Annotated in this window: 8 protein-coding genes and 1 tRNA gene; 5 read left to right on the forward strand and 4 right to left on the reverse strand. The window is 43.0% G+C overall.

Annotated elements, in window-relative coordinates; all coding sequences use genetic code 11:
* Window positions 1-90: 90 nt before the first annotated feature.
* Complete coding sequence (gene lptF / locus BDE27_RS13980; RefSeq protein WP_099133877.1) at window positions 91-1,188, forward strand: LPS export ABC transporter permease LptF; 1,098 nt, start codon at window positions 91-93, stop codon at window positions 1,186-1,188.
* A complete protein-coding gene (gene lptG, locus BDE27_RS13985; RefSeq protein ID WP_099133876.1) occupies window positions 1,188-2,264 on the forward strand; it encodes an LPS export ABC transporter permease LptG in 1,077 nt (358 codons plus the stop codon). The genes lptF and lptG overlap by 1 nt, the downstream gene beginning before the upstream one ends.
* Window positions 2,265-2,335: 71 nt before the next feature.
* Here the strand turns inward: lptG and ampH are convergent, their stop codons facing one another.
* Window positions 2,336-3,541 carry a D-alanyl-D-alanine-carboxypeptidase/endopeptidase AmpH gene (ampH, locus tag BDE27_RS13990; RefSeq protein WP_099133875.1) on the reverse strand — a complete coding sequence of 402 codons (1,206 nt, stop codon included), beginning with the start codon at window positions 3,539-3,541 and terminating at the stop codon, window positions 2,336-2,338.
* A 397-nt stretch (window positions 3,542-3,938) separates the two neighbouring features.
* Here ampH and BDE27_RS13995 point away from each other — a divergent pair.
* The 3 genes from BDE27_RS13995 (at window position 3,939) to BDE27_RS14005 (ending at window position 8,039) form a co-directional block, all read left to right on the forward strand.
* Window positions 3,939-4,023, forward strand: a tRNA-Leu gene (locus BDE27_RS13995).
* Window positions 4,024-4,187: 164 nt separating this feature from the next.
* On the forward strand, window positions 4,188-5,459 hold the full coding sequence (locus BDE27_RS14000; protein ID WP_099133874.1) for a tyrosine-type recombinase/integrase: 1,272 nt from the start codon (window positions 4,188-4,190) through the stop codon (window positions 5,457-5,459).
* 138 nt (window positions 5,460-5,597) lie between these two features.
* On the forward strand, window positions 5,598-8,039 hold the full coding sequence (locus tag BDE27_RS14005; RefSeq protein WP_099133873.1) for a toprim domain-containing protein: 2,442 nt from the start codon (window positions 5,598-5,600) through the stop codon (window positions 8,037-8,039).
* A gap of 574 nt (window positions 8,040-8,613) precedes the next feature.
* Here the strand turns inward: BDE27_RS14005 and BDE27_RS14010 are convergent.
* From BDE27_RS14010 to BDE27_RS14020, 3 genes are all read right to left on the reverse strand, one after another.
* Window positions 8,614-10,809, reverse strand: a complete 2,196-nt coding sequence (locus tag BDE27_RS14010) for a S8 family peptidase (RefSeq protein ID WP_099133872.1) — start codon at window positions 10,807-10,809, stop codon at window positions 8,614-8,616.
* A complete protein-coding gene (locus tag BDE27_RS14015; protein WP_092516991.1) occupies window positions 10,802-11,884 on the reverse strand; it encodes an AAA family ATPase in 1,083 nt (360 codons plus the stop codon). The genes BDE27_RS14010 and BDE27_RS14015 overlap by 8 nt, the downstream gene beginning before the upstream one ends.
* Window positions 11,885-12,592: 708 nt before the next feature.
* On the reverse strand, window positions 12,593-13,597 hold the full coding sequence (locus tag BDE27_RS14020) for an IS110 family RNA-guided transposase (protein ID WP_099134140.1): 1,005 nt from the start codon (window positions 13,595-13,597) through the stop codon (window positions 12,593-12,595).
* Window positions 13,598-14,484: the final 887 nt, after the last annotated feature.

Raw genomic sequence — 14,484 nt, forward strand, 5'->3', positions numbered from 1 at the left:
GGAAGCCAAACTGATTCATATAAATGGTAGATATACGACGAAGTTAGCGACTTTCCTGCAAAAAGACAAGTTTTCACAGGCGTAATAAGCGTGATCATCATTAGATATCTAGTACGGGAAACCCTGAAAAGCCAAATCGCAATACTGTTCATCTTATCGCTGATCTTTTTCAGCCAGAAATTAGTTGACGTATTGGGTGCGGCGGTGGAAGGAAATATTCCTGCAAATTTGGTTTTATCCTTGTTAGGTTTAGGTGTGCCAGAGATGGCGCAGCTTATTTTGCCCCTGAGTTTATTTCTTGGGGTATTAATGACCTTTAGTAAACTCTATACCGAAAGTGAAATCACCGTCATGCATGCCTGCGGGTTGGGCAAAAATGTATTGGTGAAATCAGCCCTTATTCTGGCTCTATTCACATCAGCGTTGGCGGCAGCTAACGTTATCTGGATCACGCCGTGGTCTGCCAAATATAAAGCGCAAGTCCTGGCGGATGCAAAAGCCAATCCAAGCCTTGCGGCGATCATGGAAGGGCGGTTTAAGCCTTCCCGTGATGGCAACATGGTGCTGTATATCGGTAACGTGAAGGGCAATTCTTTTGAAAATGTCTTCCTGGCTCAGCTCCGTCCGGCGAATGACCAGCGCCCTTCTGTGGTCATTGCAGATGGTGGGCATATGGAAGAACGCCCGAATGGTAATCAGGTGGCGGTACTCCATCAAGGAATGCGCTATGAAGGTACGGCACTGTTGCGTGACTTCCGCATTACTGAGTTCACTAATTATCAGGCCGTGATTGGGCACCAAAAAGCAGATATCGATAACAAAGTTGAGCAAAAATCGATTGAACAGCTTTGGCGTGACACCGATAACGACTCCCGTGCAGAATTTCACTGGCGCCTGACGTTGGTTGCTTCGGTGTTGATCATGGCGTTGATGGTCGTGCCGTTAAGTGTCGTGAACCCGCGTCAGGGGCGGATACTCAGTATGCTGCCAGCCATGTTGCTCTACCTGATTTTCTTCCTGTTGCAAAGCTCCCTGCACTCCAATGGCAGTAAAGGCAAACTTGATCCCCTGTTATGGATGTGGTTGATCAATAGTGCGTATTTTGCTTTGGCTGTGGCGCTTAATCTGTGGGATACCGTATCCATGCGCAAACTGCGTTCACGCTTTAAGACTCAAGGAGCGTCATAATGTTTGGGGTATTGGATAGATATATCGGCCGGACCATCCTGCAAACCATCTTGATGACTTTATTTATGCTGGTATCGCTTTCCGGCATTATTAAGTTTGTCGATCAGCTTCGCAAAGTCGGACAGGGGGAATATACCGCACTTTCCGCCGGCATTTATACCTTGCTGAGCATTCCCAAAGATATTCAGATTTTCTTCCCAATGGCTGCTCTGCTTGGGGCTTTATTGGGCTTGGGAGCACTGGCAACACGTAGTGAGCTGGTGGTTATGCAGGCCTCTGGCTTTACCCGCCTGCAAGTGGCGGGATCAGTCATGAAAACCGCGATCCCGCTGGTCTTGCTGACGATGGTCATTGGCGAATGGGTTGCCCCGCAAGGAGAGCAATTAGCCCGTAATTATCGCTCGCAAAAAATGTATGGTGGCTCATTGATGTCCACCACTAAAGGGCTTTGGGCGAAAGATGGCTATGATTTTGTCTATATCCAGAGTGTCGGGAAGGATAACACCTTGAACGGCGTTAACATCTATCATGTTGATGACAACCAAAAACTGTTATCCATAAGGTATGCGGCTTCAGCGGTGTATGACAAAGATAACCATCAATGGAAGTTATCTCAGGTTGAAGAATCCGATTTAACCCAAGATGGGCGGATCACTGGGTCACAACGTATTTCTGCGGACTGGAAAAGCCGGCTGACACCAGAAAAGTTAGGCGTCGTTTCCCTCGATCCTGAAGCGCTTTCCATACGCGGCCTGCATCAATATATTACCTACCTGCAACAGGGCCAACAGGATGCAGGACGTTACCAGCTTAATATGTGGAAGAAAATCTTCGCACCTTTATCGGTTGCGGTGATGATGCTGATGGCACTCTCCTTTATCTTCGGGCCACTGCGTAGCGTGCCGATGGGATTCAGGGTTGTGGTGGGTATCAGCATGGGCTTTGTGTTCTATGTCTTGAATGAGATATTCGGCCCGCTCAGTCTGGTTTATAGTATGCCACCGATATTAGGAGCACTGTTGCCGAGTCTGTTATTTTTCGTTGTGAGTGTTTACTTACTTTTATATAGAAAATAATAACCTGATATCTCAGCAAACTTATCCGTCGCCTCCACCTTCAATAGTGGAGGCGATTTGTTTGTAAAAAACTAAATTTGATTATGATTGCTCGCCAATGCGGCAATTAATTTATTAACTCCACTCGTCACACGACTAAATTTACTTTGCTCCTTGCGGGTCATTACCACAAATACACCGATATTGCTTTCAGGGATCATTGCCATATAGGTATTAAACCCACCGCCGCCGCCCGTTTTCTGGTAAATACCTTTGGCATCCATATATACCCAGCCAAGCCCAATACCATCCACCAGGCCCGCAACATCCATCCCTTTGATTGATTTCAGATCGGCACGCTTAAAGTAGATACCTTGTTCACGGCTGGCAGTCTGCTTCCTTAACTGATTATGGGAAGATAAAAATTGCTGCATCCAGCGCTGCATATCTGTGGGAGTGGAATAAATCCCGCCACTACCCGCGGCGGCAATGGTGTTTACGCAAGGGCTGGATTTAACCCCTACCATCAAGCGGGCGCATTGGGATGGGGTGGGCGTCAGTGTCGTATCTTTCATGCGATAAGGACGGGTAATCTCCTCTTGCAGCAGACGGGAATAGGGTTTTCTTGTTGCTTTAGAAAGGGCATCAGCCAATAAATCATAGGCCAGATTGGAATACGAAGCTGTCGTACCAGGCGGGGCATCTATTCCTGCAGTTTTCAGCCAAGTCCAGCGGTTCGATTGAGTCGGCCAAATAAACACAGGGCGTCCCCATTTTCCACCAGGCTGTTCCCGAGGCAACCCGCTGGTATGACTCGCCAGATGGTATAGTCGGATTGGTTGATTTGCACCATAATTCGGCACATGGACACCGTAATAAGTGTATTTCTGCAACGGATCGGTAATTTTGAGGTGTTTCTTCTGTGCCAGCTTAACCATGATTTCGCTGGTCATCAATTTGGTAATAGAAGCAATACGAATTAAAGAATCCTGGCGTGGCCGAACGCCGCTCCCCGGATAAGTTTCTCCAAAACTGCGATGTATGACTTGATTATTATCGATGACCACCATCGCCATTCCCAAAGGATTGCTCTCTTCGAAGATGGATTGGGAATACTGATCGACCAATGCCGTAGCCATTTTCTTGATATTGTCATTACTCTCGAACACTTCCCATTTTGCAGGTTGCGCATTGGATTGCTGAAATTTTTTCTGGTGTGAATGACCAGAATCTGCACAAGCTGAAATCGCCCATGTCATGACGGAAACTGCACACAGTTTATATAGCCGTTTTTTCATTTTTGGATTAACCAATCAGGGAGCATTCAAGTGGGGGAATAAAGCTGTTATTTGTTTTTCTTAAATATCGCCATAATGGCACCAATAACGATACCCAACAGGATACCTGTAAAAATCCAACTGATAATAGTCATGATAATTTCCCTCATAGCAGTTTATTGTTTTGAATTATATAAGGAGTTTATGGGTTGTCTATTGATTGGAGGGAATTGTGTGAAGAGGAATTTGCGGGGTGTGATGGCAAAGTCGGTTGGGTTTTAAGCGTTACGGGTAAAGATTTGGTGAAAAAATAGAATAGGCGACTCTTTTTTCAGCACTTGAACAAAATCGAAAGGATAAGTGTTGCGAATGCGCTTCTGACAGGTATAATGACCCCCGTTCTCCGAATCATTTCAGTGCCGAAGTGGCGAAATCGGTAGACGCAGTTGATTCAAAATCAACCGCCTTCGGGTGTGCCGGTTCGAGTCCGGCCTTCGGCACCATTCGTTAGTTTTCTAACGTCTACCCAAGTCTACAAACTCCCTAAAAACCCCGCTAAATCAAGATATTTCGTTATTTTGACGTCTACTCCAGTCTGTTGCAATCAACATGCAGCAAGGGGCATAATCTGGGGCACCTACACTTCGATTTTAAATGTGCCCCAAAAATGAAACTAAACGCCCGACAAATCGAGACTGCGAAACCTAAAGAGAAATCCTATAAATTAGCGGATGGCGCTGGCTTATATCTCGAAATCACACCGCGCGGTTCTAAATACTGGCGCATGAAGTATCATCGCCCAGCCGATAAAAAAGAAGATCGGCTGGCTTTTGGTGTCTATCCTACCGTTTCATTAGCCGATGCCCGCGTTAAACGGGACGAAGCGAAAAAATTGCTTGCCCAAGGGATTGATCCCAAAGCAGAGAAGAAAGACGCACAAGCCGAATCAAAGGGTGCATATACCTTTGAACGGATCGCCAGTGAATGGCACGCCAGCAATAAACGGTGGAGCGAAGACCATCGAGACCGAATTATGCGAGGTTTCGAACAATATATTTTCCCCTATATTGGTACTCTCGATATTCGCACTTTGCGAACCAGCCAACTGTTAGCACCGATCCAAGCCGTTGATGCTGATGGTAAGCACGACATAGCGCAGAGATTACAACAGCGTATAACCGCTATCATGCGTTATGCAGTCCAAAATGATATTATTGAATATAGCCCTGCCAATGATATGGCGGGCACTCTCACCATAGTAAAACCCAAACATCACCCTGCATTGCCTCATGAACGCCTGCCTGAATTTTTGGCTCGTCTTTCCTGTTATCGCGGGCGCTTGCTGACCAAAATTGCAGTAGAACTGACTTTATTAACATTTGTTCGTTCCAGTGAAATGAGATTCGCCCGTTGGGAAGAAATCGATCTTGAAAGGGCTGTCTGGCATATACCAGCAACACGAAAACCCATTGATGGCGTTAAGCATTCTCAACGTGGTATGAAAATGAAAACTGAGCACATTGTACCGTTGAGCCGTCAGGCGATTTCGCTTATCGAAACCTTGCACAGCCTGAGCGGAGAGAGTGAGGTAATGTTTCCCGGCGATCACGATCCAAAGAAAGTGATGAGTGAAAACACCGCCAATAATGCGTTACGTACAATGGGCTATGACACCAAAACAGAAGTTTGCGGGCATGGATTCCGCACAATGGCACGCGGTGCAATGGGAGAATCTGGCCTGTGGAGTGATGACGCTATCGAGCGCCAGCTAAGCCATATTGAAAGAAATAATGTCCGGGCGGCGTATATTCACACATCCAAACATTTGGATGAACGGCGGCTGATGATGCAATGGTGGGCGGATTATCTGGATGCTAACAAGGAGAAATTTGTAACTCCTTATGATTTTGCCAAACCGCTTCGTGGCAGGAAAAAATAGTAGCGCAACCAACAAAATTTTATATATAGGATAACCAGTTACGTAATACATAAAAGCATGACATAAAAAATAACGCCCCGAAGTGCAGCAAACACTATCGAGGCGTCTAACCAATAACCGTTATACGAGGTAACGATGATGGCTGATATACAGCATACCCAAACTCATCCTAAATTTACATATTCAGATAAAACAGACGGACAAAAACCGCTCGACCTAATCCAATCCGTGAAAAAATCCGCTATGTATCATTGGGAAAATCTGCTACCCGCCTGTGGTATTGATATTCCCGCAAAAGGCAAACATGGGACCTGTCCTATTTGCGGCGGTACTGACCGTTTTCACTTTATTGATGATCACCATAATGGCAATTGGCATTGCCGCCAGTGTGACGCCCCAAACTATGGCGATGGGCTGGATTTAGTAGCGAAAACCAACCGGATCTCAATTCTTGAAGCTGCAAAGATTATTGCTGATGCACTATCGCTACCTTTGCCTGAACTCAAGCCAGCCAAAGAAATCATTCAAACAACACAGCTGATTGCCGAAAAAGTAGCGGCACTAATGGCGCTAACTGTCACAGGACAATCTCCCTATCTGACTTCAAAAGGACTGAATTGCTCTAATCAGCGATTGCTGGAAGATGCTTCGTTGTTATTGCCGCTGAGAACATTAGATAAAAAAGTAACAGGGGCGCAGATCATCAAACCGGATGGAACGAAGAAATTACTGTCTGGTAGCCAAAAGAAAAGTGCTTTTATTGCATTATCAGAGTTGGGAGAACATCCAGGCACAATAATCATTGCCGAAGGTTACGCTACGGCATTGACCGTTAGTCAGTTACATCAAGGTACAGTTTTGGCTGCAATAGATGCAGGTAATTTGCTTTCTGTCGCTCAATCAGTCTGGGAACACTGGCCTGATACGAGAATCATTATTGCCGCAGATAACGACTGGCATCTTTCCGATGAGTTAGATAAGAACGGTAAGCCGAAAAAGAATGTTGGCAAAATTGCGGCAGAAAAAACCGCTAAAATAATCAATGGATGGGTAACGTTACCACCAACTGAGTACAAAGCCGACTGGGACGATTATCGCCAGCAACACGGAGTGGAAATAGCACGGCAAGCCTTTGCTCAGGGGCTTTATCAACCAACATCAATAAAGAAAAAAGCAGCCGTTAAGCTTAATAATAATACCGAATCTTCAAAACTGACATTATGCCAGATGGGAGCCAGCCAGCGCGGAGAAGTGTTACTGGCGCGGTATAACAGTGATTTGGCACTGGATGGTGCTTCGGAAAGCGTTCATCACTATGATGGCGTTGTCTGGCGTCCGGTCAGTGATCGCGATTTAAGGCGGGAAATGGTCGCCGCTTTTATGGAAGAGAAGCTACCGTACTCACCGCATGGTATTAGTTCTGCGGTGGATGCTCTGAAATTGCAGCTTCCCATGATGCAGCCGCCAGAACACCACTTAATCGGATTCAGTAACGGCGTGTTTAATCTGAAAACCTGCCAGTTCCGACCACATAGTAAAAATGACTGGTTGCTGCTTGCCAATGACGTTGAATTCAATTCCCCTGTTTCGGGGGAAACCCTGCAAAATCACGCGCCACAGTTCTGGCGCTGGCTCAATCAAGCAACTGCCAACTGTGAAAATAAAGCAGACAGAGTGCTGGCAGCGCTGTTTATGGTGTTGGCGAACCGTTATGACTGGCAGCTTTTTCTGGAAGTCACCGGTGCCGGAGGCAGTGGTAAAAGCATCTTTGCTGAAATCTGTTCAATGTTGGCAGGCCCAAGCAATACTGTTTCTGCAAGTATGGCGGCACTGGAAAACCCACGGGAACGGGCGCTGATTGTCGGCTATTCGTTGATTATCCTGCCAGATCAAACTCGCTATGTGGGCGATGGTTCCGGCATCAAGGCAATTACTGGAGGCGATGAAGTCGCTATCGATCCGAAGCACAAACAACCCTATTCAATTCGTATTCCAGCGGTGGTACTGGCAGTGAACAATAACGCCATGAGTTTCAGTGATCGCAGTGGTGGTGTGTCACGGCGTCGAGTGATTTTCAACTTTTCCGAAGTCGTGCCAGAAAACGAACGTGATCCACTTCTACGGGAGAAGATTGCAACAGAATTGCCCGTGATTATCCGGCATCTGTTGCATCGATTTGTTGACCCACAAGCTGCAAGGCGTTTACTAGCAGAGCAACAGAAATCAGCAGAAGCTCTGGATATTAAACGTGGTACAGATTCAATGGTTGATTTCTGCGGTTATCTCATTGCTTCTCATGAATCTGATGGATTGTTAATCGGCAATGCGGAGATTGTGCCGTTCAATCCCCGTAAATACCTTTATCACTCCTACCTTGCTTATATGAAAGGCAATAACCTGAATAAACCTGTTTCTGTAACTCGTTTTGGCATGGATATGCCGGGCGCACTGGCGGAGTACGGTCAGCATTACCTGCGCAAGAAAAGCAAACAAGGTATTCGTAGCAACCTGAGCCTAGATATTGATACTGCTATCGAATGGATGCCGAAACTGACAAGGGATAGCCTGCCAGAAGAATAATTTCTTCTGAGTACAATCATTTTTCAAAGGAATATAAAAAAGTGTTCACCACTATTCACACTATAATTTAAACCATATATATCAAAATATTACAGGGTGAATAGTTATTCTAAAACTGTTCACAACTATTCATCACTGTTCACCTTATTTTCCGGTTCAAGGTGAACGGTTGGGTGAAGAGTGGTGATGAGTTTGATTTCAAGTCATCACCACTTAATAGTATGAATTTAAATAAAAATATTTAAAGGTGAATAGTGTGAACAGTTTTATTACTAATTCTTTAATAAGGGGGTAGACAAAAATTTTTTCTCTGGCAGATATTTTTTTCGGATCTCTGAGTTAGCGGGTTAATGTATTAGCCCGGTAACTCGGAGAAGACAAGCGTAGCGCGTCAGTGTGGTTTTAATTTTTTGTATTTTCTTTTATGGCGAGCATGGTGATTTTTAATAAAAATATATCGATGAAATTATTATAATAAACCTAATTTCACTCATTGATGGAATACTGATCATAGTTATTGCTTTTATTTCTACTGAATATATGGATAACCAAAGAGTTATCCATATATCTTTTATTAAGCATGTAGAATGACTTGCTGCTGTACCTGTATAGGCTGTAATGTCTGATATTTTTGTCGTATATTATTATATAAATCTGGCATTTCCCCAGCAGATAAAGTAACAATTAAAACATAAGGTAAGTCGTCAAGTTCAGAAACATCGATTGGCATCCCACAGTCGCGACCATGATAAATAATATCAAAGCATGGTGTAGTAAGTTCATCTTGTTTGAATGTGTGCTCACTTCTTAATGTTGTTTCCCACTTATGACCGTCATTTCTTTGTTCATTTTCGTCTGCATATATATTTTTTAAGTTAAAAAGCGGGAATGTTAAGCCTTTTGTCGTATCAGATATCCCCTTCCTCATAGTAATTTCTAAACCACTTCGAGTGTAATTTAATGGGTGTTCTGCGTCCACTGGGCTAGAAAAGCAAAATGTTGCTCGAAGATTGACACAACCTGTAGTTGGTTCATCTGGATAAGGAATGAATGCTCGCATATGTTGAGAAGGTTTGAGCACACCTTGATAAATGACTTTTACTTCATTATCGTCACAATAAATAACATCTGAAATATTATGCGGAAATCTACCCCAGCCAACTTCTGAACGTTCATGAGTGCTGTTTTCAGCATGATGAATTAAAAGAGCTTTAGCAGTTAGAGGTGTAATATTATATTGTAAAGATGAACTTAAAGCGATTGCTTGTCTTAATGCTAGTGGAGCAGCAAAGCTAGTGCCTGCGGTACTTGCCAATCCATTATTCATGGGGCTGAATACCTTGAAAGGTTCTTCTGAATTTCCGCCAAAAGCAAGACCATCTGGTTTCACGAATCCAGGACTTCTACCGGGGCCAATACAGCTATAATGGCACCTTTCCCAGTTTTCTGAAAGAGATGTTGCTGCACCTACAGATAAACCATTGACCAAATCGGCAGGTGGTTGAATCCTATTAAGACCTGCTGGCAAATGGCCATCATTTCCAACAGCAACTGTGCATAAAGTATTCCCTGCTGAGAGGGCTTCCTCAAGTGTTGAAGTCCAGACATGAACATCATCATCATCAACAGGTAGCCTCGGCCCCAAGCTTAAATTAATATAATCGTAGTGTTGTGTGCCAAGCACACTCTTTATTCTGATTAGCACATCAAAAAGGTCAATGTCGGCATTATTTATGTTCGAATCTAAGACTCTGTAATGATCAATATTACAGTAAGGAACATTTAGTTTTACAGCACCTGAATCCATAACGCCAAAGAGAAGCGTAGAGGTCACATCTTGTCCATGTGAGAGAAGTTGGGCACTTGTTTTTCCATCTTTGTTAAAGGTGTACTCAGTTACCCACTGACTAAAATCATCAATACTTATTCCTCCGTCAAATATTGCTACCTTTAAATTTGGATTGATTGCTCCTTCTGATGGTAATTTAAAACTAGAAGGGGAATTCACAGAACGTCTAATTACTGGCTCACTAACTCTTAACTCTGGAAGATCTCTAAGCGTCCTTAAAAAAGAAAATTTTGCTATTTCATAAGCCGTTTTTTTATTGGCTTTAATAGGCATAAAGGTCAATCCTTTGACTTTTATGCATCTTTCTTTATCAACGGAGGCACCTTGTTGTAAAGCAAATATAATAAAAGAGTCAACTATAGCTGAATTTTCATCTGGGGTATGTAAGGCTACTTCAATACTTCTTTCATCATCACCTTTTAAAGACTTAATTTTATCGGAGGGGTTAAACATTGAAACACTTTCAAGTGTGATGAAATCATCTTTTTGGCTTTTATTTAAAGTATCATCGTTTAATGCACGCAAAAACGATTGAAAATTTTCAGTTTTCCCTGAAACGTAGATACAAGCCGTTGTATACTCATCTTTTCTACCTTTTTTCTTTATGTCTTTACGAGGCTTAATTCTGACAGATTTACTACCTACACTTGTAAGAGAGAATTTGTTAAATAATCCTACCGGAAAATAACTTTTAGCTAGAAAAGCTGGATGAAGCACGAATTTTGCTACTGCTTTACCATCTGGTAGTGCGGAGGCTGGTACGTTTTCAATTTCACTGATTAGTGATGCTAAGTCATTCATTATTACTAGCTTATTTTCATTATAGCTATAGGGTTTATTTTTCCCTCCACCACCTTTTTTTATTTTTACATTACCCGTCAGTGTTTCTCCGTAACCCAAAAGCATATTCTTATCATTCATTACCTTCATCCTCTATTTTAATGATTTTTCTAATTTGCGATCTTGGTATTCCTAAGTCTGACGATATTTTTCTTTGGGAAACACCCTCATCAAGCATCGTTTTTATGACATTTTCCAATGCTGTATTGTTCAGTAATTCATCAATTAGAGCTGAGCTTAAAGGTATCTGCTCTATAATAGAATTCCGCTTCGCTTGATTGATGGATTTTTCAATCACAGCATAAGATATTTCACCTAATCTTGATGAAATATAGTGCGCTAAACTTTCTGCAATTTCTTTCGATATAAGATAACGTTGAATTAAATCATTAGTAGGATATTCAAAGTTTATAACTCTATCAAATCTTCTCCATGCAGCAGTATCCAAAAGTTCAGAATGATTAGTTGCTGCTATGAGAATAGATGTGTTGGGCCATTCATCGATAGATTGTAAAAGAACGGTAACAAGTCTTTTAAGTTCACCGACATCTGTAGCGTCATCTCTTTTTTTGGCAATGGCATCGAACTCGTCAAGTAGTAATATACATGGAAAAGATGAGGCGTAGTTAAGTACGGATCTTATGTTATTTCCTGTCTTACCAAGATAGCTGCTCATCACACTAGCAAGATCAAGAGTCAATAAGGGCATATTTAGTTTGCTGGCTAACCATTTTGCAGCCAAAGTTTTACCTACTCCAGGAGGCCCGCCCATTAAAAGGGAGCGGGACGGATGTAGGCCCTCTTTGTGCAAGAGCTCTTTCATTTCCCATTCGATTACAAAACGATTTAGAGCTAACGATGTGCTTGTTGGCCAAACAGGTTCAACATCTAGAATTACAGGATATGTTTCAACTAACAATTTTTGCCTTGTATCTGCATCTACGGGGGTTGCTCTAGGGGTAATCGGTTGAGCTCTTTCTACAGCATATGCTCCACTAGTTTGCATAAGTAGGCTTTCTAATTTTGTTGCTAATTCTGGTGACTCTTTTTTGAGCTTTTTTGTCACCATGCGTAGTCGCATGACAAGACTGTCTCGCTTGCCAGACAGAGCATCACTGACGACGTCAATGAATATATCATTAGTTAAGTTAATCACTCTACCACCTCATGATAAAATTAAACCAATTTTTTGGTAATGATACACCAATAACGATGTAATTAGTTAAAAAAAACATAAATCCATGCATTATTAGCCCAGATTTAAATATTTTTGTACCACCTTTGAGTTTGCTAGTATTTTTGATTTTAGTTTGAACAGCTAGCATCAAAATGTTGTATGCTTCATCACCCTTACCGATCTTTGCCTACTAAATGCGGTGTTTTTTGCGAATCAGTTAAGAAAGTACTAATAGTTCCCAATATTAGGGGGATGACTCTTTATTTATCGCATGGTTTGGTGTGAAGAATAGATATAGTTTTTATTGTTCAAACTACCCGTTTCTTGTTGCCATAACTGAAAAAAACGTCTAGTCTGAATTGGTTTACTCGCCATCATAGATGGCCATATAGCTGTAATGGCAACAAAATCTATGGTCTTCCCCGTTTTTGCAACACTCATTTTGATGTATGGTTGGCTTGCTTAAATCTATCCGGCGTCTCTATGAGTATGGATACCCGCGCCACGATGAGTTCTGCGCCTGATGAACCTTAAAAACTCCCCGGCTTCAATGAGCCATTTTGTTTCTTAGGTTATTCATCAGGCCGATTGGCCGTTCATGTCATCAATAATCAGTCTTCGCAAAACCAGATAGGTAACGTGTATTTCACTGTTTAATCATCAAGTTATTGAATCAGCCAGCCTCTATTAGGCCTGATACTCATTTTGTCGAGTAGTGATTGCCCAGGCTATTCTTGCCAGCTTATTAGCCAATGCACAGGCAACCACATTCGAATGTTTCTTGCTCAGTTGTGCCTGAACCCACTCGGCAAGTCTCCCATGCTGATGCTCAAGCCGCATCATAAACGCCCGGGCGCATTGAACCAGCAATCGGCGCAAATTTTTGTTGCCGCGTTTGCTGATACCCAGCAGAGTCGGTTTTCCCCCTGTACTGTATTGTCGGGGAACAAGCCCCATCGAAGCCGCAAAATCCCGGCTGCATGAAAATTGTTTTCCGTCACCAAGCTGGGATGAAAGTAGGCTGGCGGTAATGGGTCCTACCCCCGGTATTGTCATCATGCGTTGAGTCGCATCGTCCGCTTTGATGGACTGTTTTAATTCTAATTCCAACGTGGTTATTTGCTCGACAAGATAAAGGTAGTGGGCATGTAATTTCATCAGTAAACGGCTCAGATAATCGGGCACGTCGTGTTCTGCCAGAACCAGAGATAACCGTTTAATGACCGCCTCGCCTTTTGGCAGACTGATACCAAACTCCAGCAAAAAGGCGTGCATTTGGTTAGTGGTCTTTACCTTATCTTTGATGAGTGATTCTCTGACACGATGCAGTGCTCTCATCGCCTGTTGCGTCTCCGTTCTCGGCTGGACAAAACGCATTGAGGGGCGTGATGCCGCTTCACATATCGCCTCTGCATCAACGAAATCATTTTTGTTACTTTTGACAAAAGGACGAACAAACTGCGGAGATATCAGCTTCGCATCATGGCCTAAATCAGCGATCCGACGAGCCAGAAAATGTGCACCCGCACAAGCTTCCATCACGACGGTAGTCGATGTACACCCAGCTAAAAATTCCATTAATTTTGGGCGGGTAAATTTTTTACGCAGCATAGTCTTGCCGAATTTGTCCTGACAATGGATATGGAAAGAATGCTTGCCGAGATCGATACCAATAAGGGTGACGTTTTGCATGATGGACTCTCCAGAAAAAATACTCTATAAAGAGTATGGTTCACAAGGTGGGGAAGACCATCTCATTAACTCCTGTAGCCTGAAAGGGAGAGCAAGAATTGTGGTACATCTGCACACCTTTGGAAGCAGATATTGTCAGACACTTAAACCACCGTCTGGCGATGAAGGTTTCTTAAACGAAAAATACACCCAAAAGGTGTTTTTATATTGCTAATCAAGTGTAGTGAACATTAGATCATGCACTTATCTTTCATATCAACACAAAGCATATTTTCCTTTATCTTCAATAAATAACAGGATGGATTTCGTACATCCGATTCATACTTCCTACTATCTCTGTTTGAATTATTCATCAGATAAATTTTTTACACCTAAACATTTAACTCATTACTACCATTTGACATTTAACCTTGCGGCGTTTTGCTGTGCCCCGCGAGCATTCCAATGCTCGCACAGCTTTTACTGACTGTTTACGGAACTCAAGGCGTCACTTTTTGCAGGTTTACCGCTGAAAGTGACGCTGTAGCCAAAGAACATCACAACCCTGACAGGCTAATGCCTGCTTAACCACACAGTGAATCTGACACTACATTTTATAGATTGAAAAAGTACCAAAAGGAGAACTTGACGATATCGAGGCTGGCTTTTAGCCGGTGGGGATGACCTGTTAATACAGGCGGCAGTACTGTGTACTCAACCGATACCCCGCAATACCTCAACTTGCGTTCACTCTGGCGCACAGATATCGATCAAGGGCAAGACAGGTATTTTCTGTTTTGCCGGAATGATCGCGCGCCAGAGATTGCATGTTGTTAGATATAGTAGAGCTGGTTGATTAAAGAATTGACCATATTCGAAACGCTGGGCGTTATGTCGAACGTGTTTAT

This window comes from Xenorhabdus ehlersii, assembly GCF_003610465.1.
Taxonomy (GTDB): domain Bacteria; phylum Pseudomonadota; class Gammaproteobacteria; order Enterobacterales; family Enterobacteriaceae; genus Xenorhabdus; species Xenorhabdus ehlersii.